This is a genomic window from Fulvimarina thalattae, from assembly GCF_040239565.1.
Taxonomy (GTDB): Bacteria; Pseudomonadota; Alphaproteobacteria; order Rhizobiales; family Rhizobiaceae; genus Fulvimarina.
Map to the genome: position 1 here is coordinate 44,808 of NZ_JBEHWS010000004.1, position 25,522 is coordinate 70,329.

The 25,522-nt window shown below is 61.0% G+C and carries 20 protein-coding genes; 6 read left to right on the top strand and 14 right to left on the bottom strand.

The window, feature by feature from the left end:
• Positions 1-211: 211 nt before the first annotated feature.
• The 9 genes from ABRA89_RS06615 to ABRA89_RS06655 form a co-directional block, all read right to left on the bottom strand.
• Entirely contained in the window at positions 212-1,150 is a 939-nt protein-coding gene (locus tag ABRA89_RS06615) for a 2-hydroxyacid dehydrogenase (protein WP_349940667.1), read from the bottom strand.
• Positions 1,151-1,301: 151 nt separating this feature from the next.
• Positions 1,302-1,685, bottom strand: coding sequence for a Fe-S cluster assembly scaffold SufA (gene sufA, locus ABRA89_RS06620; RefSeq protein WP_349940668.1), 384 nt, complete (start codon positions 1,683-1,685; stop codon positions 1,302-1,304).
• Positions 1,686-1,748: 63 nt separating this feature from the next.
• Positions 1,749-2,168 (bottom strand): SUF system Fe-S cluster assembly protein, encoded by a 420-nt coding sequence (locus tag ABRA89_RS06625; protein ID WP_349940669.1) that lies wholly within the window; start codon positions 2,166-2,168, stop codon positions 1,749-1,751.
• Positions 2,169-2,177: 9 nt separating this feature from the next.
• Positions 2,178-3,440: a cysteine desulfurase gene (locus tag ABRA89_RS06630; protein WP_349940670.1), complete on the bottom strand. Its 1,263-nt coding sequence runs from the start codon at positions 3,438-3,440 to the stop codon at positions 2,178-2,180.
• 144 nt (positions 3,441-3,584) lie between these two features.
• On the bottom strand, positions 3,585-4,838 hold the full coding sequence (sufD, locus tag ABRA89_RS06635) for a Fe-S cluster assembly protein SufD (protein ID WP_349940671.1): 1,254 nt from the start codon (positions 4,836-4,838) through the stop codon (positions 3,585-3,587).
• 2 nt (positions 4,839-4,840) lie between these two features.
• A complete protein-coding gene (sufC, locus tag ABRA89_RS06640; RefSeq protein WP_349940672.1) occupies positions 4,841-5,596 on the bottom strand; it encodes a Fe-S cluster assembly ATPase SufC in 756 nt (251 codons plus the stop codon).
• Between the two features lie 86 nt (positions 5,597-5,682).
• Positions 5,683-5,859: a hypothetical protein gene (locus ABRA89_RS06645; RefSeq protein ID WP_349940673.1), complete on the bottom strand. Its 177-nt coding sequence runs from the start codon at positions 5,857-5,859 to the stop codon at positions 5,683-5,685.
• Between the two features lie 85 nt (positions 5,860-5,944).
• Entirely contained in the window at positions 5,945-7,477 is a 1,533-nt protein-coding gene (sufB, locus tag ABRA89_RS06650; protein ID WP_349940674.1) for a Fe-S cluster assembly protein SufB, read from the bottom strand.
• Between the two features lie 154 nt (positions 7,478-7,631).
• Positions 7,632-8,852, bottom strand: coding sequence for a cysteine desulfurase family protein (locus ABRA89_RS06655; protein WP_349940675.1), 1,221 nt, complete (start codon positions 8,850-8,852; stop codon positions 7,632-7,634).
• 173 nt (positions 8,853-9,025) lie between these two features.
• Between ABRA89_RS06655 and ABRA89_RS06660 the strand changes: the two genes are divergently transcribed.
• On the top strand, positions 9,026-9,700 hold the full coding sequence (locus ABRA89_RS06660; RefSeq protein ID WP_349940676.1) for an alpha/beta hydrolase: 675 nt from the start codon (positions 9,026-9,028) through the stop codon (positions 9,698-9,700).
• Here the strand turns inward: ABRA89_RS06660 and ABRA89_RS06665 are convergent.
• Positions 9,697-10,848 (bottom strand): anhydro-N-acetylmuramic acid kinase, encoded by a 1,152-nt coding sequence (locus tag ABRA89_RS06665; RefSeq protein ID WP_349940677.1) that lies wholly within the window; start codon positions 10,846-10,848, stop codon positions 9,697-9,699. The two genes, ABRA89_RS06660 and ABRA89_RS06665, sit on opposite strands and share 4 nt — an antisense overlap.
• Positions 10,849-10,951: 103 nt before the next feature.
• On the opposite strand from ABRA89_RS06665, the gene tyrS reads away from it, so the two are divergent.
• The 4 genes from tyrS to ABRA89_RS06685 all read left to right on the top strand — a co-directional run bounded on the left by tyrS (position 10,952) and on the right by ABRA89_RS06685 (position 15,136).
• The gene (gene tyrS / locus ABRA89_RS06670) at positions 10,952-12,202 is read left to right on the top strand and encodes a tyrosine--tRNA ligase (RefSeq protein ID WP_349940678.1); all 1,251 of its coding nucleotides are present in this window, start codon (positions 10,952-10,954) and stop codon (positions 12,200-12,202) included.
• Positions 12,203-12,252: 50 nt separating this feature from the next.
• Positions 12,253-12,726 (top strand): peroxiredoxin, encoded by a 474-nt coding sequence (locus tag ABRA89_RS06675; RefSeq protein WP_349940679.1) that lies wholly within the window; start codon positions 12,253-12,255, stop codon positions 12,724-12,726.
• Positions 12,726-13,559 carry a ferritin-like domain-containing protein gene (locus ABRA89_RS06680; RefSeq protein WP_349940680.1) on the top strand — a complete coding sequence of 278 codons (834 nt, stop codon included), beginning with the start codon at positions 12,726-12,728 and terminating at the stop codon, positions 13,557-13,559. The genes ABRA89_RS06675 and ABRA89_RS06680 overlap by 1 nt, the downstream gene beginning before the upstream one ends.
• A gap of 242 nt (positions 13,560-13,801) precedes the next feature.
• Positions 13,802-15,136, top strand: a complete 1,335-nt coding sequence (locus ABRA89_RS06685) for a M23 family metallopeptidase (protein WP_349940681.1) — start codon at positions 13,802-13,804, stop codon at positions 15,134-15,136.
• Positions 15,137-15,186: 50 nt separating this feature from the next.
• Here the strand turns inward: ABRA89_RS06685 and prfB are convergent.
• The 3 genes from prfB to ABRA89_RS06700 form a co-directional block, all read right to left on the bottom strand.
• A protein-coding gene (gene prfB, locus ABRA89_RS06690; RefSeq protein ID WP_349940905.1) for a peptide chain release factor 2 occupies positions 15,187-16,315 on the bottom strand; the annotation gives its coding sequence in 2 pieces (ribosomal slippage) (positions 15,187-16,245 and positions 16,247-16,315; 1,128 coding nt in all).
• Between the two features lie 153 nt (positions 16,316-16,468).
• Entirely contained in the window at positions 16,469-18,913 is a 2,445-nt protein-coding gene (locus ABRA89_RS06695) for a penicillin-binding protein 1A (protein WP_349940682.1), read from the bottom strand.
• A 357-nt stretch (positions 18,914-19,270) separates the two neighbouring features.
• Complete coding sequence (locus ABRA89_RS06700; protein WP_349940683.1) at positions 19,271-20,464, bottom strand: N-acetylmuramoyl-L-alanine amidase; 1,194 nt, start codon at positions 20,462-20,464, stop codon at positions 19,271-19,273.
• A gap of 678 nt (positions 20,465-21,142) precedes the next feature.
• Between ABRA89_RS06700 and ABRA89_RS06705 the strand changes: the two genes are divergently transcribed.
• Positions 21,143-24,193 (top strand): Rne/Rng family ribonuclease, encoded by a 3,051-nt coding sequence (locus tag ABRA89_RS06705; RefSeq protein WP_349940684.1) that lies wholly within the window; start codon positions 21,143-21,145, stop codon positions 24,191-24,193.
• Positions 24,194-24,274: 81 nt separating this feature from the next.
• Here the strand turns inward: ABRA89_RS06705 and ABRA89_RS06710 are convergent, their stop codons facing one another.
• A complete protein-coding gene (locus tag ABRA89_RS06710) occupies positions 24,275-25,387 on the bottom strand; it encodes a pyridoxal phosphate-dependent aminotransferase (RefSeq protein WP_349940685.1) in 1,113 nt (370 codons plus the stop codon).
• Positions 25,388-25,522 lie beyond the last annotated feature (135 nt).

Genomic DNA, 25,522 nt, shown 5'->3' on the forward strand with positions numbered 1-25,522 from the left:
GTTCGTTTCGTTCGGACCGCCCCGCGCCTTCAAGCGTTGATGGCATAGCCAGAAGACATAAAACGCCCGAAGTCCAGACGGACCCGGGCGTTTTTCATTCAACCGATATCAAGTGCAGACGCTCCTGCACGCCGCAAAACGAAGCCTCCGGCTTCTCACGCAACTCGATCGATTGCGCGAACGGACCCACGCAGAAGCGTTGGAAGTCGGATCAGTTCACCGGGGTCAGTGGCTGCTCGCCCGAGATATAGGCCTTGATGTTGTCCCGCTGAAGCTTGCCCATGGCGGCCCGGGTCTCCACGGTCGCGGACGCCTGATGCGGCTGAAGAATGACGTTCTCCATGTCGTAGAAGCGCTTGTCCGCATGGGGCTCGTTGCGGAAGACGTCAAGGCAGGCGCCGCCGAGACGGCCATCCTGAAGGGCTTCGATCATCGCTTCTTCGTCGATCGTCGAACCGCGGGAGATGTTGACGAGAATACCTTTTGGTCCCAGCGCTTCGATCAGCTCCTTCGACACGAAACCTTCAGTGTCCGGCCCGCCGACCAGCGCGATGACCGCGAAATCGACCGCGCTCATCAAACCGAGAGCGTCCTCATGAAAGACCCAGCCGTTCGGCACGTCTTTGGGCTTCCGCGACCAGTAGTGGATTTCCATCTTGAAGGCCGCGAACCGGTCGGCGATCTCGCGTCCGATTCGCCCGAGACCGACAACGCCGACCTTCTGGCCGCTCATCTTGCGCTGAAGGGGAAACGGCACCTTCCTGTCCCAGGCGCCCGAGCGCACATGGCGATCGGCCTGCGGAACGGATCGCAGCTGGGCGAGAAGCATCGCAACCGTGAGATCGGCCACTTCGTCCGACAGGACATCAGGCGTGTTGGTGACCTTGATATTGCGTGCCGATGCCGCTTCGACATCGATCGCATCGTAACCAACGCCGTAATTGGCGATCAATCCAAGGTTCGGGAACTTGTCCATCAGATCGCCGCCGAAGGCGTGATGACCGAGATAAGCCACCGCACGGATTTCGTTACGCGCCGCCTCGTCCAGTTCGGCGCCTTCCTTCATCGAAGGCAGGAAAGTCCAGCCCTCGTCTTCGATCGCTGAATTGCTGATCGCGTCATATCGGCCGACTGCCAACACATTGCTCATGAGTACCCCTACCCTCTTGCCATGATATTCCGGAGCCGCAAGGAAGTGCGCGGCGCTCCCGGCAGACATGACGCGGAGAACTCGGATGTAAACAGTGAAGCCCGCCGATGGGCTGCAAGTGGATCAGGATATAGGACGAAAAGAGCCCGGTTCAGGCATCTGCCCTTTGTTCGGCAAGCGACTTCAGATCGGCAGCCTTCAGTTCCACGGACTCGCCGCAGCCGCAGGCCGATGTCTGGTTAGGATTGTTGAAGACAAAACCGGAGCGCAGGACGGTCTCTTCGTAGTCCATCTCGGTGCCGAGCAGAAAGAGTACGGCTTCCGGCGCGATATACACGCGCGCGCCGTCCTTTTCGATGATGTCTTCGTTGTCGCGATGCTCCTTGGCGAGTTCGACGGTGTATTCCATACCCGCACAGCCACCCTTCTTGACGCCGACCCGTACGCCCAAGGCGTCAGCGTCCGCGTTCTTGAGGATCGCCTGGACGCGGCTTGCCGCAGCGTCGGTCATGGAAAGTACCTGGAAACGGCCCATGGCTTCGGTCCTTTCTCCGGCTGATCGGCCGGACAATCTCGCATCGCGTCTTTGGTCTGACGGTCAGAACCAGCCGACAGCGACCTGCGCCTCTTCGCTCATCCGCTCGGGCGTCCACGGCGGATCGAAGACAATCTCCACCTTCACCTGACCGACACCATCGACGGAAGCGACAGCATTCTCCACCCATATGGGCATTTCACCGGCCACAGGACAACCGGGCGCGGTCAGCGTCATCTCGATATCGATATCGCGACTGTCGTCGATATCGACTTTGTAGATCAGCCCGAGCTCGTAGATGTCGGCCGGGATTTCGGGGTCATAGACCGTCTTCAGCGCGCCGATGATATCGTCGGTAAGCCGCGTGAGCTCCTCCGGCGGGATCGCCGATTTGGTGGCAGCCTCGCCCTGCGCCATCGCGACATTGGCGGCTGCGGTGTTGTCTTCGGTGGCTTGCGGCCTGGTCTCGTTCTCTTCGGTCATCAAAGCTCCTCAGGCGAAGAACCGGCGCGCCTTTTCGAGCGCCTCGGCCAATTTATCCACTTCCGCCATGGTATTGTACATCCCGAAGGATGCACGGCATGTGGACGTGGTGCCGAACCGGTTCAAGAGCGGCTGGGCGCAATGGGTGCCGGCACGCACAGCAATTCCTTCGCGATCGATTACCATGGAAATATCGTGGGCATGAATTCCTTCGATGTCGAAGGAGACGATGGCCCCTTTGCCCGGCGCCTCACCGTAAATGCGCAGCGAATTGATCTGCTTGAGACGCTGATGAGCGTAGGCGCCAATTTCGGCCTCGTGCAAGGCGATCGCCTCGCGGCCGATCCCGTCCATGTAGCTGAGAGCAGCGCCGAGACCGATCGCCTGGACGATGGGCGGCGTGCCTGCCTCGAAGCGATGGGGCGGTGCGTTGTAGGAGACGCCGGTCTCGCTCACCTCGACGATCATCTCGCCGCCGCCGTTGAAGGGCTGCATGCGCTCAAGCATATCGCGCTTGCCGTAGAGAACGCCGATGCCCGACGGCCCATAAACCTTGTGGCCGGTAAAGGCATACCAGTCGCAGCCGATATCGGCGACGTCGACGGGCAGATGCACCGCACCCTGGCTGCCATCGACGAGGACGGGGATGCCCTTCGAGTGGGCGAGTTCTGTCACCGCCTTCACGTCGACGACGGTGCCGAGGACGTTCGACATGTGGGTCGTGGCGACCAATTTGGTGCGCGGCGTGATCGCCTTCTCGAAGGCCTCGACGGGGATCGAGCCGTCGTCCTCGACAGGCACGAAAACGAGCTTGGCGCCCTTCCGCTCCCGCAGGAAATGCCAAGGTACAATATTGGAGTGGTGCTCAGCCTGAGTGATGACGATTTCGTCGCCCTCACCGATCTCCTGCATGGCCCAGCCATAGGCGACGAGATTGATCGCCTCGGTCGCTGAACGCGTGAAGACGATTTCGTCGCTCGATTGCGCGTTCAGAAAGCTCCGCACGGCCTCGCGCGAAGCCTCATAGGCATCCGTCGCGGCGTTCGACAGAAAATGCAGGCCGCGATGGACGTTAGCGTATTCGTTCTCGTAGGCGTAAGTGATCCGATCGATCACCTGCCGCGGCTTCTGGGCCGAGGCCCCGTTATCGAGATAGACAAGCGGCTTGCCGTAGACCTCTTTCGCCAGAATCGGGAAGTCCCGGCGCACAGCCTCGACGTCGTAACGCTTTACGTCGCGGGTTCTCACGTCTGGGATCGTCTCAGTGGTCATGGAATGAACTCCAATGGCATGCCGCCCGACATCTGGTCGGACATGGGCGCTTCGGCTCATCTTCCGTCGAAGCGTCAAACATCAGACGGGCCGGACTCTCGCCGGCCTCGTCTTGTCATAAAGGTCTGGCCGAGGATCAGACTGCTAGCTGATATTGGCCTCGAGCCATTTCTCGATGCGCGTGTTCAGAGCCTCTTCGATCTCCTCGACCTCCAGCTCCTCGACGACTTCGGCGACGAAGGCCTGGATCAGGAGCGCACGGGCCTGATCGCCGGGGATGCCGCGCGACATCAGGTAGAACAGGTGATCGGCATCGATCTCTCCTGCCGTAGCACCGTGGCCGCACTGCACGTCGTCGGCGAAGATTTCCAGCTCGGGCTTGGCCGAGAAATCGCCCTCGTCCGACAGAAGGAGCGAATTGCAGGCCATCTTCGCATCGGTCTTCTGCGCACCCCGCGCGACCTTGATGATGCCCTGAAAAACGCCGTGACCACCGGTGACGACATTGCGGAAGGTCTCAGTGGCCGTGGTGTGGGCAACCGTGTGGTTCAGCGTCGTCGTCACGTCGACATGCTGTCCGGCATGCAAAAGGTTGACGCCCTTGATCTGAACGTCCGCACCTTCGCCTACGACATCGGTGTGGACTTCGTAGCGCACGAGCCCGCCGCCGGCATTCAGGACGAAAAGCCTGAACACCGCATCGGCTTCGAGAAGGACCGACAGCTGGCCGAGATGGCTTGCCTCGAGACCCTTTTCCTGATCGACGATCCAGAGCACGTTCGCGCCTGCACCAACATGAAGCGTGTTCACACCGGTAGAGGGTGCGCCGTTCGATCCGCCATCGAGCCGCTCGACGATGGTCGCCTCGGCCTTGTCGCCGATCGAAACGGACGTGAACGCATGGCTCTTCAAGCCGGTCGCTGGACGAAGCTCCAGAGCTTGGTCGAGATTGGCACCGGCCGCGATCTCGATCTTGTTCGACGCGGCACCGAAGGCAGCGTTTAATGCGCGAACTGTATCGATCGACCGATCGAGCCGGTTCGGCGTCTCCTGCCAGTCGGCTTGGCCTTCGAAAGCACCGACCGTTACGCCGCTAGGCAGGTGGGCAGTTTCAGGCGCATCGAGATCGATGACGGATGAACCGTGGAGGAAGGGCTCCAGGATCGTCTCGCCGCTCTCGCGCAGCGCTTCGACGGCATCATCGGAGCCGAGCCGCTTACCCATCAGCTGACGCAGATCGGTATAGTGCCAGGCCTCGACCTTGCGGGTCGGCAAGCCTTCGCGTCGCAGTACCTCGATCGCAGGACGGCGAGCGTTTTCGTTCTCGCCCTGGGCTTCCGCGAGCTGGATCAGCCGCGTTTCCGCGGGCGTGCGGGGTCGAAGTTCGGTAACGCTCATGATTACGCGGCCTCTTCGATGATCTGGCTGTAGCCTTCCTTTTCGAGCTGCAAAGCGAGATCCTTGTCGCCGGTCTTCACGATGCGGCCCTTCGACAGGACATGCACGGTGTCCGGCACGATATAGTCGAGAAGACGCTGATAGTGCGTGATGACGAGGAAGGAGCGCTCCGGCGAACGCAGCGCGTTGACGCCGTCGGCAACGATCTTCAGCGCATCGATGTCGAGGCCGGAATCGGTCTCGTCCATGACGCAGAGCTTGGGCTCTAGCAGTGCCATCTGGAGAATTTCGGCGCGCTTCTTCTCACCGCCCGAAAAGCCCACGTTCAGCGGACGCTTCAGCATGTCCGGATTGATCTTCAGATCGCCCGCGGAAGCCTTTACCCGGCGCATGAATTCCGGCGTGGTTAGCTCTCCCTCACCGCGCGCCTTTCGCTGGGCGTTGAGCGCGGTCTTGAGAAAGGTCATCGTCGCGACACCCGGGATTTCCAGCGGATACTGGAAGGCGAGGAAGACGCCGGAGGCGGCGCGCTCGGCCGGGTCCATCTCGAGGATCGACTCGCCATTGTAGAGAATGTCGCCGTCGGTGACCTCATAGTCCTCGCGGCCGGCGAGAATGTAGGAAAGCGTCGACTTACCGGAGCCGTTTGGCCCCATAATGGCAGCGACTTCGCCGTCCTGTACGGTCAGGTCGACGCCACGAAGGATTTCGGTTCCCTCGTCGGCGACGCGGGCGTGAAGGTTCTTGATTTCGAGCATGTTGTTCCGTCCAGTGTCGTTCATCAGGCGCAAATTGCGCAATTCTTCATGTTGAGGTCATCGTCGTCGAGCCGGCTCGCCAACGGTTACAAGCCAAGGCTAGCGCGGGCGACCGGGAGAAGCGTGGCCGCGGCACCCCCGACGAGCGCGCCAACCGCGAGCCGCAGCACCGTTCCGCCAAGGCGAGGCGCGACGGCGCCGAGGATCCCGCAGATGGCCGCATACCAGACGATGACGGTTCCGTCGGTCATCAGTCGCGACACTCCAGCCGATCCCGCGAAGACGTGACGAAGCAAAGCCGTCCACAGCGCCGCGTGATCCGGAGCGCTACAGTCCGTGTGGCCGAGATCACCCCACGCTTCCTTCCAGCGAAATCCCAATCAGCTTCTGGGCTTCGACCGCGAATTCCATCGGCAGCTGCTGGATGACGTCCTTGACGAAGCCGTTGACGATCAGGGCGACAGCCTCTTCCTCAGGAATGCCGCGCTGCATGCAATAGAAGAGCTGGTCGTCGGAGATCTTCGAAGTGGTCGCCTCGTGCTCGAACTGCGCGGTGGCATTCTTCGATTCGATATAGGGCACGGTGTGAGCACCGCATTCCTCACCGATCAGCAGCGAATCGCACTGGGTGAAATTGCGGGCGTTCTTCGCCTTGCGGTGGGCCGAAACCTGACCGCGATAGGTGTTGTTCGAATGGCCCGCGGAAATACCCTTCGAGATGATGCGGCTCGACGTGTTCTTGCCGAGATGGATCATCTTCGTGCCGGAATCGATCTGCTGGCGACCGTTCGAAACAGCGATGGAATAAAACTCGCCGCGCGTGTTGTCGCCACGCAGGATGCAGGACGGGTATTTCCACGTAATCGCCGAGCCGGTCTCGACCTGTGTCCACGAGATACGCGAATTGTCGCCCCGGCAATCGCCACGCTTGGTGACGAAGTTGTAGATGCCGCCCTTGCCGTCCTTGTCGCCCGGATACCAGTTCTGGACCGTGGAATACTTGATCTCGGCATCGCCGAGGGCGACCAGTTCAACGACCGCAGCGTGGAGCTGGTTCTCATCGCGCTGGGGCGCTGTGCAGCCTTCCAGATATGAGACGTAGGCACCTTCGTCGGCGATGATGAGCGTGCGCTCGAACTGCCCCGTGTTCCGCTCATTGATGCGGAAATAGGTGGAGAGCTCCATCGGACAGCGAACGCCCTTCGGCACGTAGACGAACGAGCCGTCGGTGAAGACGGCCGAGTTCATCGTGGCAAAGTAGTTGTCCGAGATCGGCACGACCGAGCCAAGATATTTCTGGACGAGTTCGGGATGCTCGCGGATTGCCTCGGAGATCGGCATGAAGATCACGCCGGCCTTCTCAAGTTCCTTCTTGAAGGTCGTCGCGACGGAGACCGAATCGAACACGGCATCGACAGCCACGCGCGACTGGCCGTTCTGGCCGGCCGGCGGTGTGCCGGAATCGTCGTCGAACTCGCTCGGTTCATCCATCTTGCGGACACCGGCGAGTATTTCCTGCTCCTTCAGCGGAATGCCGAGCTTCTCATAGGTCTTCAGAATCTCCGGATCGACCTCGTCGAGAGAGTTAGGGCCGGACATCGACTTCGGAGCCGCATAATAGTGGATGTCCTGGAAGTCGATCGGAGGATAATCGAGCCGCGCCCAGTCAGGCGTCTCCATTGTCTTCCAGCGCTCGAACGCCTTCAGGCGCCAGTCGAGCATCCATTGCGGCTCGTTCTTCTTGGCAGAGATCAGCTTGATGATCTCCTCGTTGAACCCCTTGGGCGCAACGTCCATCTCGATCAGAGTCTCGAACCCGTATTTGTACTGGTCCACGTCGATCTTGCGGACACTGTCGATCGTTTCCTGAACGGCCGGCATATTCTTCTCCATACTCTCCGGGGTCAAAGCCCGGGGACGGTCATGTCTGGCGCATACCGAAAAACACATGTCCGGTACACCGATTAAGATAGGAACGATCCGGCCCGGAATTGAGGGGCCCGCCGCTCCGTTCGAAATATCCTCAACCGCGACGTCAAGCCGCGTGGTTCATGCTCCGCGGCTTTGGTGCGGCTTTCGTCGCGAGCCGAACATATTCGTTGACGAAGCGCATCAGGTCTTCCTCGTTCGTCTGGCGGCCGAAGCTGACGCGGACAGCGCCATCGGCGGGATCAACGTCCAGGCCCGCCTCTGCCATCGCCGCCACCACATGGCTTTTGCCGACCTTGCCCGACGAACAGGCAGATCCAGCCGAGACGGCAAGGCCGGCAAGATCCAGCCCGATCTGGGCCGTCTCGCTCTTGAGGCCGGGCGTCAGGAAGGCGCTCGTGTTCGGCAACCGGTGTGCGTTCCGTCCAAGCACGGTAGTTTCCGGCGAGCGCTCCGTGGCTGCATTCTCCATCATATCGCGCAGCCGACCCATCCGACCATCGTCGTTGCGAAGTTCGAACTTGGCGGCACGAACCGCGGCGCCGAACCCTGCAATCTCGGCCACCGGCTCGGTACCCGAGCGGCGCCCCTTTTCCTGGCCCCCGCCCCGGATCAGCGGAAACGGCCGTGTCGAAGTCGACTTGAGCACGATCGCGCCGACACCTTTTGGTCCGCCGAGCTTGTGGCTCGACAGGATGAGCGCATCCGCAGGACAGGTGTCGAAATCGAGCGGCAAACGGCCCGCATACTGACTGGCATCGACGGCAAGGCGGATATCCCGGCCTTCGAGCTTGTCGGCAAGCCAGGCGATGTCCTGAATGACGCCGCTTTCGGAATTCGCGAGCCCGATGGCAAGAACGGCAGGCACTCCGTCGACGGCTTCTAGCCAGGCGGAAAGCGAATCAGTTCGGATTACCCCGTCGCGATCGACATCGATCAGAGTGATACTCTCCGCATCGAACCGGCCGCCCTCTATGAAAGCCGAATGGTCGGTCCGCAGCACGGCGAGCGCTTCATGCACCTGCCGCTTGCCCTCGATCAGCCATTCCGGAGAAAGCGCCATATTCGCCGCTTCGCTGGCACCGCTGGTAAAGGTGACTTCGCCTGGATTACAACCGACAAGATCGGCAACGGCACGACGGGCATCTTCGACGAGCGCACGCGCGGCGCGTCCTTCCGCATGGACGGAGGACGGATTGGCGCTGCCGAGCGCTGCGACCAACGCCTCGCGCGCCTCCGGGCGGAGTGGCGCCGAGGCGTTGTGGTCGAGATAGATGCGGTTCGCCGCGCCGGCCATGGGCTCCCTATCGTCCATCGCATCGGCCATATGTCTGTCCGCTGCGCAAATTCCTTGAAAAACCGATCCCTAACAGACTAGATAAGCCGAAGCCATTCATCAGTTTGGAATTGTTCTAAACTAGAACCTATGAAGCCCCACTCGGCGCGTCAAGACACGCGCCCGTTTACAGGGGCTGCGACACGATCTCGGAACGGAGACGAATGCCCGAAGTCATTTTCACGGGACCCGCCGGGCGCCTTGAAGGCCGCTATCAGCCGGCGAAGGAAAAGAACGCGCCCATCGCGATCGTCCTGCACCCCCATCCGCGTTTCGGTGGGACGATGAACAACCAGATCGTCTATCAGCTGTTCTACATGTTCGTGGAGCGTGGGTTTACGACGCTGCGCTTCAACTTCCGCGGCATCGGGCGGAGCCAGGGCGAGTTCGACCACGGCTCCGGTGAACTTTCGGACGCTGCCTCCGCGCTGGACTGGATCCAGAGCATCCATCCCGATTCGAAGGAAACTTGGGTCGCCGGCTATTCCTTCGGTGCCTGGATCGGCATGCAGCTTCTGATGCGCCGTCCAGAGATCGAGGGTTTCTTCTCGATCGCGCCGCAGCCGAACACCTACGATTTCTCGTTCCTTGCCCCCTGCCCGTCGTCCGGGCTCATCATCCACGGCGACCGGGACCGCGTGGCCCCGCCGAAGGATGTTCAGGTACTCGTCGACAAGCTGAAGACCCAGAAGGGTATCGTCATCACGCAGAAGACGATGGAAGGGGCGAACCACTTTTTTCAGGACCAGACGGACGCCCTCATCACCAACTGTTCGGAATATCTAGACCAGCGACTCGCGGGCGAATTGTCGGACCCCAAGCTGAAGCGGCTCCGCTAATCTTCGGGCCGGTCATCCGGCCTTGATACAATTCCGCCGCTCACAGCTTCCCGACATCCTGTCGTCGTCGGGAAGGTGAGCGGAAGGCCTCTCAGCGAACGTACCGCCAGATAAGCCCAGGCTTCGGCCTCCATTGCGTCACCGTCGAATCCGCAATCCTCGGCAAGGACGACATCCGCCTCGTCACCGACAGCTTCGGCCAGATCCGACATGATAAATGGATGGCGGCGGCCTCCTCCTGCAATGATCCAAAGCTTCGGCGGCTCGGGCAGATGGTCGCGTGAAAGGGCGATCGCCTCCGCCGTCACGTGGCAGAGGGTTCTGGCAACGTCTGAGAGTTCGCCGTCTTCGGTTCGGGGAACCGGAAAATCGAACCGATCCAGCGACTTCGGCGTCTTTCTTACGAAGAAATCTGAAGAGAGATAGCGTAACGCGAGATCGTCGATGACGCCCCCTTCGCTCGCGATCCGGCCGTTCTGATCGAACGGTATGCCGGCTTCCCGCTGGAGCCACTGGTCGATCAACGCATTGCCCGGTCCGCAGTCGAAAGCGATCGGATCGTCATCGCCATCGATATAGGTGATGTTCGAAATCCCACCGATATTCACGAAGGCGACGGGCCGCGCGTCGAATTCCGGCGGCAGATTGGCCGCGAGCGCGCGGTGATAGGCCGGCACCAGCGGGGCGCCCTGCCCGCCTGCCTTCATGTCCTCTGCGCGCATATCCCAAATGACAGTCATCCCGAGGGAGGCCGAAAGCTTTGTACCGTCGCCGATCTGCACGGTGAGAGCCTTTTCGGGCCGGTGGAGGACTGTCTGTCCGTGGAATCCGACGAGATCGATCTCCGAGATATCGATGCCGATTTCAGAGGCAAAACGGCGCACGACTTCGGCGTGACGTGCTGTCAGCGCGGTCTCGATACCCGACAATCCATCCGGTCGATCGGTGCGGTCCGCAAGCGTCTTGCCGATCTCCAGCGCCTCTTCCAGGCGAAGGCGCATGGCATGTTCGTATTCGTAGGTTCGTGCGGGACCGCGTTTCAAACGATTCTCGCCGTCCGTCTCTATCAGCGCGACGTCGATCCCATCGAGCGATGTCCCGCTCATCAGGCCGATCGCGCTGTATTCATCTTTGTCGTCAGACGTCAAAATCCTCTCCGCCACTGGAATTCAGCCGCAGGGCTGATAAACGAGCCTTCAACAACCGGCGCATCCATTGCAAGGGCCGGACAGCAATCCAAGGCATGACGATATGAGCGGATTTCGGTCAGATTTTCTCCATACGCTGAGCGAGCGCGGCTTCATCCACCAGACGTCGGACGACACAAGGCTCGACGACCTGTTCCGGACGGAGACCGTGACTGGTTATATCGGGTTCGATCCGACGGCGAAGAGCCTCCATGTCGGCTCGCTCATGCAGATCATGATGCTGCACTGGATGCAGAAGACCGGCCACAAGCCGATCGCGCTGATGGGCGGCGGGACAGGCATGATCGGCGATCCGTCCTTCAAGGACGAGGCGCGCAAGCTGCAAACCACCGAGATGATCGAGGAAAACCTCGCCGGTATCCGCCGCGGCTTCGAGAATTACCTGACCATGGGCGATGGGCCGACCGACGCGGTGATGGCCAACAATGCCGACTGGTTGCTCGACATCAACTATGTCGAATTCCTCCGCGATGTAGGCCGGCACTTCTCGGTCAATCGGATGCTGTCCTTCGATTCGGTGAAGCTGCGGCTCGACCGGGAGCAGTCGCTCTCCTTCCTCGAATTCAACTACATGATCCTGCAGGCCTACGACTTTGTCGAACTCAACAAACGATATGGCTGCCGGCTGCAGATGGGCGGTTCGGATCAGTGGGGCAACATCGTCAACGGCATCGATCTCGGCCGCCGAATGGAGGGAGCCGAACTCTTCGCGCTCACATCGCCGCTCCTGACGACGTCCTCGGGTGCCAAGATGGGCAAGACCGCCGACGGCGCAGTCTGGCTGAACCCGGACATGAAGAGCCCCTACGACTTCTGGCAGTACTGGCGAAACACCGAGGACGCCGATGTCGAACGCTTCTTCAAGCTCTACACGGTGCTATCCATGGACGAGATCGCGCGGCTCGCAGCCTTAAGCGGCTCGGAGATCAACGACGCAAAGAAGCGTCTGGCGACCGAAATCACCGCGATGCTGCACGGCCGGGAGGCGGCGGATGCTGCCGCCGAGACCGCGCGCCAGACCTTCGAGGAAGGCATCGCGTCCGAAAGCTTGCCCTCGATCGGCGTGCCGAGCGCCGAACTCGAAGCGGGCACTGGCCTCCTCAGCGTTCTCGTCTCAGCAGGGCTTGCGGGCTCGAACGGTGAGGCGCGCCGGCACGTAAAGGGCGGCGCGGTGAAAGTAAACGACGACGCCGTCACCGACGAGCGCATGCAGCTCGATACGAGCATGACGCGCGACGGGGCCATCAAGCTTTCCGTCGGCCGCAAGAAGCATGTGCTGGTGAAGCCGATTTAGATGCGAGCTGCGGAAACAATCTGAAACCCACACAACGAAGGACGCAATCCATGTCGCTTTCCGAAGGTGCCGCCCTCCCCGATTTTGCCCTGCCGGACGAGACAGGCACGACGGTCTCGCTTGCCGATCTGAAGGGCAAGCCCTTCGTGATCTACTTCTATCCGAAGGGCGACACCTCCGGCTGCACCAACGAAGCAATCGCATTTTCCGGGCTCAAATCCGAGTTCGATAAGCTCGGTGTTCCTGTGCTCGGCGTCTCCCCGGACCCGGTGAAAAAGCACGTCAAGTTCAAGGAAAAGCACGATCTGAGCGTGCGGCTTCTCGCGGATGAGGAGAAGACGTTCCTCGAAGCCTGCGGCGTCTGGGTCGAGAAATCCATGTATGGCAAGAAATATATGGGCGTCGAGCGCACGACCGTGCTCGCCGATGCCGAAGGCAAGATCGTCAAGCTCTGGCCGAAGGTGAAGGTGCCCGGCCATGCCGAGGCTGTTCTGGAAGCTGCCAAGGCGCACGCTTCGGCCTGATGGCGGACCAAAGCGAAGATCATCATCCCGGAACTCTGAGGCGGGCGGCGATCGAGGCCCTTGCCGCGACCGACCTTGGCGAGAAGGTGCGGGCGACCAATCTTGCCTGCCGGCTCTGGTTTGGGCGGCGGATCGGCCTCCATGCGCCGGACGACCCGAAGCTGCCAACGCGGCCGGGCCGGCCTGAGAAGCCAGACCTCGTCCATCCCCGCTTCGTGAAGCGTCGCTCGGTACATAGTGAGGAAGGGCGGATCACACTGATCCACGCTCTCGCCCATATCGAGCTCAACGCCATCGACCTCGCTCTCGATATCGTGGCGCGCTTTGCCGACCAGCCAGTGCCCCGCACCTTCTTCGACGGCTGGATGACGGTCGCACTGGAGGAGGCCAAGCATTTCGGCCTGCTGTCCCGCCGTCTGGAAGAGCTCGGCTCCCATTATGGCGCAATGCCCGCCCATGACGGGCTCTGGCAAGCCGTCGAGGCGACGGCGCACGACCTCGCGGCCCGACTCGCCATCGTCCCACTGATTCTTGAAGCACGCGGTCTCGACGTAACGCCGTCGATGATCACCAAGCTGAACGAAGTGAACGATCGAGAGACCGCCGCCATCCTCGAAATCATCTATCGCGACGAGAAGAAGCACGTCGCGATCGGTGCGAAGTGGTTCCGCTTTCTCTGCGCGCGTCAGCGGATCGATCCGGCACGGCGCTTTCAGGAACTCGTGCGCGAGTGCTTCCGCGGCGAGGTCAAAGCGCCCTTCAACGATCGGGCCCGTGCCGAGGCAGGGCTGACGCCCACATTCTACCGCTCGCTCTCGCCCCTTTCGCGATGAAACCGCGAAAAAGAAGCCTTCTGCTTATCTTTCGAACGTTCATGGCAAGCGGTTGATTCCCAACGCTACAAATCTCCAAACCCCTGCGGATGCTACGCCTTGGGTTCGGTTCGATCGTTGCGCGATGCCCAGAATGAAAGCTTTCGTTAACGTTAATCGCGTCTTATGCGCCATGGCGGAATAGCATCTCTCCTGACTTCGAGACGCCCGCCCCGAGCAGAGCATGGGAGCGCTTTTCGCAGATGGATGCGTCGCCACGACAAAGGGCAGGTTTCGGACGCAGGAAGCAGCCGATCACCTTCGTCATGGCGCGTGGCGAAGAGGTTCGGCATGTAACGCTTGACCATCGCCATCTCCTGCGTGGCAGCGTCATCAGCGGCCTCGCCGCCATGCTTCTCGGCGGTATGGCCTATTATGGCCTCCAGGACTCTGCGCACTCATCGGTGCCGACAGAAAGCGCTCTCCGCCAGTCTTACGAATCGCGCCTCGCCAATCTGCGCACCAAACTGGACGAAGCGACCAGCCGCCAGTTCGTCGCCCAGAAGATGGTCGAGTCGAAGGTCGATGTTCTTTTAAGCCAGCAGGAGATGATCGCCGAGCGATACGAGCGACTCGAACCGATTTTCGAACGAGCCCGCGAGAACGGCATCCTGCCGGATTTCGCGAACTACAGCACGCCTGTTCCGACCCCGCGTCCTTCGTTCGAGGAAGGCGAGTTCGCGAGCGACACGTCGGATATTTCCGGCATTCGCCGGGCTTCGGCAGAGGCAACCGATCCAGCCAACATGCCATTGAATCTTCGCGGAGACAGTGACGGCGCAACGGACGAACCCGATCTGCTAGATCCTTTCAAGACGGCCTCGCTCCGCCAGTCGACATCCGACCATTCCCAGGATGCACTTTCCGGCTTCGGCCGGGCGATCGACTATGCGGAAATCCAGCAAATCGCGAATATGAAGGTGTTGACGAGCGAAGCGATCGAGCGATCGACGCAAATCGCATCGGTTCTCTCTTCGGTCGGTATCGAGCCCGAAGAGCACATCGATCTTGCCCTCGGCGGACCCTATGAGCCCGTACCGGAGAACGCCGGCTTCGACACCCATTATGCCGAATTGGAAAACGCGCTTGACCGCCTCGAAGGACTACGCGGCGTATCCGAAAGGCTTCCCTTCGCTGCGCCGATGGCAAAGAACCTCATGTCTTCGCGGTTCGGCATCCGCTCTGATCCGTTCCTCAAGCGCCGCGCGCTCCATGCTGGCATCGACTATGCCGCACGCTCGGGTACCCCGATCCGCGCGACGGCAGCCGGCACCGTCGTTCGCGCAGGCCGCGCCGGTGGTTACGGAAACCTCGTCGAAATCGACCATGGAAACGGTATCAAGACCCGGTTCGGGCATATGTCGCGGATAGATGTGAAGGTGGGCGACCAAATCGAGCCAGGCACACAGCTCGGCGCGGTCGGCTCGACCGGGCGCAGCACAGGCCCTCATCTTCATTACGAGGTTCGTCGTAATGGACAGGCGATCGACCCGATGCGCTTTATCCGCGCAGGTCGGCAAATCGAAGATTTGAGCTGAATAGAACGGGAGCGGCGAGAGGCCATCGAAAGCCCCTCGCCTGCCCGTCTTTATTGCACGTCCTCGACTTCGGCCTTCTTGCCCTCGACGCGGTGCGCGAGAGCGGCTTCCATGAACTCGTCCAGTTCGCCATCAAGCACATCCTGAGGCGACGTGCTTTCAATGCCCGTGCGCAAGTCCTTCACCAGCTGATAAGGCTGGAGGACGTAAGAGCGGATCTGGTGGCCCCAGCCAATATCGGTCTTGGACGCAGCCTCCGCATTCGCTTCGGCTTCGCGCTTTTCGAGTTCGGCCTCGTAGAGACGCGCTTTCAGCATGTTCCAAGCCGTTGCGCGGTTCTTGTGCTGCGAACGCTCCTGCTGACAGGCAACGACGATGCCGGTCGCGATATGCGTGATACGAACGGCCGAATCCGTCGTGTTGACGTGCTGGCCGCCGGCACCGGACGCGCGGTAGGTGTCGATCCGAACATCCGACTCGTTGACCTCGATAGCGATCGAGTCATCGACGACCGGATAAACCCATACCGAGGCAAAGGACGTATGCCGCCGCGCCTGACTGTCGTATGGCGAGATACGGACGAGGCGATGTACGCCCGACTCCGTCTTCGCCCAGCCATAGGCGTTGTGGCCCTTGATCAGAAGCGTCGTGGACTTGATGCCAGCCTCTTCGCCGCCCTGCTCTTCCAGAACTTCCACCTTGAACTTGGCGCGCTCCGCCCAGCGGATATACATGCGCTGAAGCATCGAGGCCCAGTCCTGGCTTTCCGTGCCGCCGGCGCCGGAATGGACTTCCATATAGGTGTCGTTGGAGTCCGCCTCGCCCGAAAGCAGCGTCTCGATCTGGCGCTTGGCCGCGTCGGTCTGAAGCGTCTTGAGCGTCGCCTCGGCTTCGGAGACGATCTCGCTGTCGCCCTCCTCCTCGCCCATGGCGATGAGTTCGACATTCTCCTCGACCGCGCTTTCTAGATCGCGGATCGCGGCGATGTTGGTCTCCAGATGCTGACGCTCGCGCATCAGAGCCTGGGCCTCGGCCGGATCGTCCCAGATCGAAGGATCTTCGGCTTTGTTGTTCAGATGGTCGAGGCGTCTGAGAGCTTGATCCCAGTCAAAGATGCCTCCTCAGCAGCCCGATGGTCTGCTTGGTCTCGTCGACGATGTGTTCGATTTCGGCGCGCACGGCGCTGTCCTCCGTAAGCTCTGTCATGTTGCGGGCTGCGAGAACCGAAAGGCTCATCTGCATCCCGCCTGCCTTGCAAGGAAAAGGGCGGTCGCAAGCGCCGCCCCTTGTCCGAATGCTCGATATAGCGAGGCGAAAACGCCTTGGCTAGGCTTAGAAGAGGCCGCCCGCGCCTTGGCTGATCGCCTGCCGTGTCTGCTCCGAGACGACACCCCGGCGCACGTCCGATGCGATCGCATCCATGCCAATCACGCTATAGCTGTCGGCTGGACCCGTTCCGGGCTTGAAGGCTTCCATAATGGTTCCGTCGCCACCGCCCGACGACCGCATGCCGTTCGAGCGGTTGACGGCGATGACCTCCATGCCTTCGGGCACCTTGAACTCGACCGGCGGCTTGCCCTTCATCGCATCTTCCATGAAATCGATGAAGACCGGCGCGGCGAGGCCGCCGCCTGTCGCACCACGGCCCATCGGGCGCGGCTGGTCGTAGCCGAGATAGACGCCGACCACGAGGTCGGGCGTGAAGCCGACGAACCACACGTCCTTCTCCTCGTTGGTGGTGCCGGTCTTGCCAGCCACCGGGAAGCCGAGCGCCTTGACCTTGGTCGCGGTACCGCGCTGGACGACGCCTTCCATCATCGATGTGATCTGGTAGGCGGTCATTGGATCGAGCACCTGATCACGCTCGTCGACGAGCTCGGGCTCGCCCTGGCCGCTGTAGCTCGCGACATTGCACTCGGCACAGAAGCGTTGATCGTGCTTGAAAATCGTGCGGCCATAGCGGTCCTGCACACGGTCGATCAGCGTCGGCTCGATTGCGCGGCCGCCATTGGCGAGCACCGAATAAGCGCCGACCATGCGCAGTACAGTCGTCTCACCAGCCCCGAGTGCCATCGGCAGGTAGGGTGCGAGCTTATCGTAGATACCGAAGCGCTCGGCATATTCCGCGACCAACTTCATACCCATGTCCCGCGCAAGGCGGACCGTCATCAGGTTACGGCTCTTCTCGATGCCGAGACGGAGCGTCGACGGACCAGCCGAACCGCCACCGTAGTTCGACGGTGTCCAGAAGCCGCCATTCCCGTCAGGCATCGAGATCGGCGCATCGAGGATGACCGAAGCAGGCGTGTAGCCGTTGTCGAGCGCCGTCGCGTAGACGAAGGGTTTGAACGAGGAGCCCGGCTGGCGATAGGCCTGCGAGGCGCGGTTGAACTCGGACTCACCGTAAGAGAAGCCGCCGACCATGGCGCGGACGCGGCCGGTCTCCGGCTCCATGGCAACGAGGCCGCCCTGAATCTCTGGCGGCTGGCGCAGCTTCCAGCCTTCACCCTCCGCGAGCTTCTCCACATAGACGATGTCGCCGCGATTGAGGACCTCGGAAACGGAGCCGACCGAACCCTTGCGCTCCTCCATATTGAGACGCATGGCCCAGCTCATATTGGATTTCGTGAGCGTTGCGACATCGCGTTCGGAGCCGAGCTTGCCGCCGGCATCGCGGGCCGGCTGGAGACCGATGCTCGCACTCTCGCTGTCGGTCGAAAGAACGATAGCGAGCCGCCATTGAGGCACGTCCGAGAACGCCTCGATCTCGCCCACGGCCTCGCCCCAATCGCTGCCGATCTCGACATTCGAAACCGGACCGCGGAAGCCACGGGCCTCGTCGAAATTCACGAGCGCGGTTTGCAGCGCGTCACGGGCAAAGCTCTGCATTTCTGGATCGAGCGTCGTGCGAACCGAAAGACCGCCTTCATAAAGGGCGTTGATACCGTAGCGATCAACGATCTCGCGGCGAACGTCCTCGGTGAAGTACTCGGCGGTTGCCAGATAGGTGCCGGTCGGACGCGGATTGACGCCCAGAGGCTCCTTCTTCGCGACATTCGCCTCCTCGGTGGTGACGAAGCCGTTGTTGTCCATCTGGGCGATCACCCAGTTGCGGCGCGCAATCGCACGTTCCGGGTTGCGGAACGGATTGTAGTTTTCCGGCGCCTTCGGAAGGGCCGCGAGATAGGCTGCTTCCTCAACAGTGAGCTCGTTCACCGCCTTGTCGAAATAGGCCAGAGCCGCCGCAGCGATGCCGTAAGACCCCATGCCAAGGTAGATTTCGTTGAGATAGAGTTCGAGGATCTTTTCCTTCGAATAGGCCTGTTCGATACGCATCGAGAGGATCGCTTCCTTGACCTTACGGTCGAAGGTGCGCTCGTTCGTCAGGAGGAAGTTCTTCGCGACCTGTTGGGTGATCGTGGAAGCACCCTGCATGCGCCCGCCCTGTGCGATCACGCTGACGGCACGGACGATACCTTCGATGTCGACGCCCGGATGGGAGTAGAAATTCTTGTCCTCGGCTGCGAGAAACGCGTTCTTTACACGTGCCGGGATTGCTTGAATCGGCAGGAATAGCCTGCGTTCACGGGCATATTCGGCCATCAGCTGTCCGTCGGAGGCGTGGACGCGGGTGGTCACAGGCGGCTTGTAGTCGGCCAGAACTTGGTAATCCGGGAGATCTTCACCGATCTTTTCCACGTACCAGGCAAGGCCGCCCGCCACGATGAGGAAGAAAACGGAGCCAATCCCAAAGAAATAGCCGATCAGTCTGATCATCGGTGATTCATCCACTCTCCGGCGCCTGAGCGTTCCCGGATACCCCTGATTCTTACCCCGTGGTGCGAAACGATCCCACTCGCTTCGCCCCTCGCCCCGAGGCACTCGAAGACCGAAACATATGATCGCGCACTGAAACGCTGCGCCGTGTTCCGACCCTGACGTCCATTCTGCGCCTCGATCTCACGGTCTCATCGACCTTGGAACGCGGTGCAGATATGGTTCCCCTAGAAACGAGTCACATTTCCGTGCAGCTTCACGTTTTGCTAGTAAAATGCGGCAGAGCGATGATGTCTCTCCGATTTCTTACGAATTGCTCGCCTGCTCGACTACCCGGGCAAATGCCCAACAGAGCAGTCACCCGCCATTTCCGATTCCATAAAAGGTCGTAATCGCCTCCGCGATCGTGGTCATCGCTTCCTTACGCCATTTCTCATCGGCCAGCAGTTTCGCGTCCTGGACGTTGGACATGAAGCCAAGCTCGATCAGCACTGAGGGCACATCGGGCGCCTTAAGGACAATGAAAGCAGCGGAGCGCTTCGGGTTCTTGATAAAGCGAATATTGGATTGCCGCATCTTGGCAAGCAGTGAGGACGCGAAATGCTCCGAATAGCTGACCGTCTCGCGCCGTGTCAGATCGGCGAGGATATCAAAGACTTCAGGCGCTTCCTCGGCATACTCCTCACCTCCGAAACGGTCTGCCGCGTTCTCGTTTGCGGCAATCTCCAGCGAAAGGCTATCTGAGGCCTTCTCTGAGAGCGTGTAGATAGTCGCCCCACGCAGATCCTTGTAGCGGATGCTATCGGCGTGCAATGAGATGAAAAGGTTCGCCTTCTCGCGCCGCGCGATCTCGGTACGTTCGACGAGGCCAAGAAACTCGTCCTTCTCGCGAGTGAGCACCACACGGACACTCGGATTTTTTTCAAGTACGTCGCGCAGGACCTTGGCGGCGGCGAGATTGATGTCCTTTTCCATGACCCCGCTCTTGGCGATAGCACCGTCGTCGTCGCCGCCATGGCCGGGATCGATTACGATCGTAAATCCGGTCGTCCGATTGATCGCCTTGTCGGAAATGTCGTCGTGGGTGACGATGGATTTGTCGGTCTGCGCAGAAAGGCGTGCCTCGCCGGCAACGACCGTCGCGCCATTGGTTTTTGAAAAGACGATTTCGTAGGATGGACGAGACTCGTTCTCGTCCAAGCGCCGCAGCCGCGCTTCGACACCCGACTTCGGCCGGAAGATGTAACGATAGCGATCTGGACCAGTCGCTCCGTGCCTGACGCTTTCGATCAGACCGCGCTCGTCGTTCAGAACAGGGTCGACCGCCGGCAGCGCGTCGGTAAGATCCAGAGCGATCCGATCCGGCGAGCGCAGGATGAACAACCGCGCATCGGGTGCAGCGGTGAAATCGAAAACTGCGCTCTGCCTGTCGTTCTGCTCGGCCTTGATTTCGACGCGCGTGACGATCGCTGTTTCGGCAGCGGCGGCGCGAAGCAGGGATGCAAACGCGACCAGAATCGTCAAACAGGCGCAAGCGCCGATTCGCAGCATGATAGGGGGCCTTCTGGCGGGATGTCTTCGTTCAGGAGCGGCTGATGCATAGATCACGGATAGGTGACGATTATGGCAGCCGACCCTCGCGCCAGAATGAAGGAGCGAACTTGCCGCAACACATATCAAAAAACTTCGGCGGTAGGTTCTGCCTGCCAGTTAGCGATATTCGCGCAAGCCAGACGGCTTGTTTCTTGGCGCACCAAAGCCTAAGAGGGGTAAGAAGTCCCGCCAAGCCGGCCTCCTGGAGCCGGCAACCGATCATTCGACGAGGAAAGACCGGTGAATTGGCGAGGAGCGTGGCGGCTCCGTGCTGAATTGCATTCAAAGCCACCGGCCGCTCTTCGGACTTTCAGAATTTGCGCTGTGCGCGATGCGAGTATCAAGCGTCGCCCTGCGATCAGTACAGCCCCGGGCCTTGCGCGCCGCGGGCAGAGAAACATCATCGACCCTTTGAAAGAAGCGGTCATCCTTATTTTTTGCGGGGTTCCGTCGTGACGATGACAATCCGGCCAACGCAGCGGACAAGGAGTGCGGCCCTACCGGTCGCGCAGCCCGCGCGACTGCAGCCGGCCACGTCGACGAAGGTGTGCTCCGCCGCCCGGTTAACTATCCGATTCTACTCATCATCGTTCAGAAGATCAGCCAATCGTAGAAGCCGGGCCTTGGAGAGATTCCATGGCCAACAAAATGCTTATCGACGCCTCCCATCCAGAGGAGACGCGCGTCGTCGTCGTACGCGGTAATCGCGTCGAAGAGTTCGATTTCGAATCCGAGCACAAGAAGCAGCTCAAGGGAAACATCTACCTCGCCAAGGTGACGCGCGTGGAGCCTTCGCTCCAGGCCGCCTTCATCGAGTATGGTGGCGGACGCCACGGTTTTCTCGCCTTCAGCGAAATCCATCCGGATTATTATCAGATCCCCAAGGCCGACCGCGAAGCGCTTCTCGCCGAAGAGATGGCGCGCGGGCAGGCTGATGATGAGGCAGAAGAAGAAGAACGCGAGGCCAAGCGCAAGTCCCGCTCGAAGGCATCGCGCCGCGAGGACAAGTCAGACGACAGCGTTTCGGAGCGTGTCGAGGGTGAAGAGTCGGACGAGGACGACGAGGGCGATGGCCTGTCCTCCGACGATGCACCGAAGGCGGAGAGCGTCGACGCTTCGGAGACGACGTCATCAGACGACGCTTCCGATGACGAAGAAGACCGTTCCGAAGATGCGCGCGAAACCGCATCCAGCGCCGACGAAGACGATGACTCGGACGATGACGGTGAAGAGGATTCATCTGACGACGACGAAGATGAGGATTCCGACGACCACGAAAATGGCGACGACGAGCCGTCTTCCGATGGCGAAGGCCGCCCGTCGAAGCGCGGCGCCCGGCGCAAGCGAGGCCGACGCTCCAACACGCGCGGCCGCTCGCGCCGCGACGACGACAAAGACGGCGACAGTGACGACGAAGATAGCGACGAAGTCGACGAAATCGGCTCCGAAGACGCTATGGAGGAAGTTCCCGTTCGGCAGGCCCGGCCGCGCAAGCACTACAAGATTCAGGAGGTCATCAAGCGCCGCCAGATTCTGCTGGTCCAGGTCGTCAAGGAAGAGCGCGGCAACAAGGGCGCGGCTCTCACAACCTATCTCTCGCTCGCAGGCCGCTATTCGGTGCTGATGCCGAACACGGCGCGTGGTGGCGGCATCTCGCGCAAGATCACCAATCAGGCCGATCGCAAGCGGCTGCGTGACGTCGTCAAGGAACTCGATGTCCCGCGCGGCATGGGAATCATCCTGCGCACGGCCGGTGCCAACCGCACCAAGGCCGAGGTCAAGCGCGACTACGAATATCTGATGCGGCTCTGGGAATCGGTCCGGACATTGACGCTCCAGTCGATCGCGCCGTCTCTGGTTTACGAGGAAGGCAGCCTGATCAAGCGGTCGATCCGCGACCTCTTCAACAAGGATATCGACCAGATTCTCGTCTCCGGCGAGGCTGGCTACCGCGAAGCAAAAGACTTCATGCGGATGCTGATGCCGAGCCAGGCGAAAGCCGTTCAGCCTTATCGCGACGCGACGCCGATCTTTACGCGCCAGGGCATCGAATCCCAGCTCGACAAGATGCTGCAGCCGCATGTGACGCTGAAATCCGGCGGTTACATCATCATCAACCAGACCGAAGCGCTGGTGGCGATCGACGTGAACTCCGGGCGCTCGACCCGTGAAATGTCGATCGAGAACACCGCCTACCAGACCAATCTGGAGGCCGCTGAGGAAATCGCCCGGCAATTGCGCCTGCGCGACCTCGCGGGCCTCATCGTGGTCGACTTCATCGACATGGACGAGAAGCGGAACAACCGCGCCGTCGAAAAGAAGATGAAGGACTGCCTGAAGAACGACCGGGCGCGCATCCAGGTCGGCAAGATCTCGCATTTCGGCCTGATGGAGATGAGCCGCCAGCGCATCCGCGCCAGCGTTCTGGAATCGACCATGCGACCCTGCCCGGTCTGCGAAGGCGGCGGCATGGTTCGGGCGACCTCTTCGCTGGCGCTCCACGCGATCCGCCACATCGAGGACTATCTCCAGAAGAACAAGGGCCGCGACCTCATCGTCAAGGTTCCGACCGAGACAGCGCTCTTCATCCTGAACGAGAAGCGTCACCATATCGACGAGCTCGAGCAGAACCACGATCTGAGGATATTCATCGAGGCTGATCCATCTGTCGGCCACAACGATCTGTCGATCGAACAGGGCGGTGTCGCCAGCCGTCCGATCGCTCGCGATTTCGTCAGCCCGATCTCGGTCGCCGCCGAGGACGAGGTGGATGAAGACGTCGACTTGGACGAGGAGACAAGCGAGGACGAGGCCGGCACCGCCGAAGCACGCGACGACAACCGGGAGACGGACGAAAACAGCGAGGGCCGTTCCAAGGGTCGAGGCCGTCGCAGGCGCCGGCGGCGCGGTGGTTCCGATAACGGCGACAGCGACAATAGCGGTGACGAGCAGCAGGCGTCCGACTCCTCGGATAGTTCGGACTCGTCAGACGATGCGGACGGTTCCGACGACGAGAACCAGGACGGCGACAGCAATTCCGGCCGTCGTCGCAGACGGCGGGGTCGCCGGGGCGGTCGCCGTCATCGCGACGGCAACGAAAAGCAGGCCGAAAGCCAGAGCGAAGACGATCAGAGCGACAGCCAGGACTCAGGCGACGCCAGCGATGCGGAAGACAGGAAGTCCGATAGAGGCCGCCGAAAGCAGTCGAACTGGGCTTCGAAGCAGGACGACGAATCCAACGACGTCGAAAAGAGTTCTGGCGACACCGACGAGGCCTCGGTCGAGCAGCCGAGCGCTGCCGCAGATCAAGCCAGTGCCGGCGAAGCTTCAGCACCGTCGCTGGACGAGGCTGCGCCCTCGACGGCCGATGAGCGTTTCGACGATCCTGTCGCGACCCTGATCGGGGAAGCAGCCGAAGCGGGAAGCGATGAAAAGGCGTCCGCCGACGCTTCGAACGACGATACATCAAGTCCCGCAGATACCGATGACGACAACGCGCCATCCAACGACAATGAGCGCGCGACTGTCGAGGCTTCCGACGCCAATGGTGCCGGCGAATCCGAGGAACAACCGGCTGAACCGCCGCTCACGGAGCCGGTCGTGACATCCGGTGAAAATGCTCCGGAGCAAAAGCAGGAAGAGCCCAAGCCCCGCCGCACGGGCTGGTGGAGTCGCGGTTTCTTCTGAGCGCCATATGTATGAAAAATAAGAACGAAGGGGCCAGTTCGATCGGCCCCTTTTTCATTCCTTCAGCCTCTCGTCCGACCGTCAGCCTTTCGTGACGAAATCGGCGATCCTGTCCAGTGCCTGGCCGATGTCATCCTCCGCACCCGCATAGGATAGCCTTACGAAGCCATCGCCGCGCCTGAGATCGAAATCGGTGCCGGGCGTGACGGCGACGTGGCCTTCCTTCAGGAGCGCTTTCGCGAAAGCCGTCGCTGAAGAGAAGCCCTCAGGGATCTGCGCGTAGGCGTAGAAGGCGCCGTCGATCGGCGCGATCGCGCGAAAGCCGATTTGCGGCAGCCTTTCCATCATGGTCAGCCGATTGCGACTATAGCTCTCGCGAACGCGGTCGAGCTCCTCGCCAGCGCCCAGCGCCCCGAGTGCGGCTGTCTGTGAGAGGTCGGAAGCAGATATGTAGAGATTTTGTCCCAACCGCTCGGCCGCGTCCGTGAGGCTTGGCGGCAGGATCATCCAGCCGATACGCCAACCGGTCATGCAGTAATATTTCGAGAACGAGTTGACGACGATGGCCTCGTCGAGATCCTGAAGAGCGGATCGTTCCTCCTGACCGAAGCTCAGCCGATGATAGATCTCGTCGGAAATGAGCCACACGCCGGCCTTGCGACAGAATTCGGCGATTCGTTTCATCTCTTCGGGCGGCGTCATGGTCCCAGTTGGGTTCGCCGGACTGGCGATGAGGACGCCCTGAAAAGGCTCGGCAGCGAAACGACCTTCGAGATGATCGCGCGTCAGGATATAGTCGTCTTCCGGGCCGACCTCGATCTCGACCGGCGTGATGCCGAGAGCCCGCATGATGTTGCGATAGGCGGGATAGCCAGGCGCCGCGATCGCAATCCTGTCGCCGGCCTCGAACGCCGCGAGAAACGCGATGTTGAAGCCACCTGATGCTCCCGAGGTTACCATCACCCGCGCTGGATCGACGGCGACGCCGTATGCATCGCGATAGTGCTCGGCGAGCGCCGACCGCAGATCTGATCGGCCCATCGCATCGGTGTAGCCGACAGAGCCTCGTGCGATCATTGCCGTCGCGGCTTCGCGGGCCGGTCGCGGCGCGGGTGATGCAGGCTGTCCGACCGCAAGCGAAAGAACATCGGCACCGGAAGCCTTGAGCCTATTGGCTTCCGCGAGAAACCTCATCGCATGAAAAGGCTCGACTCCCGAGCGTTCCGAGGGTTCCCATCCGCGATCGTTCATAAGCTCGTTTTCCTCTTGATCAATCATGATTGCAGTCAGCCATGCCTTTGCACAATGACCGACGATCTCAAACCTCTC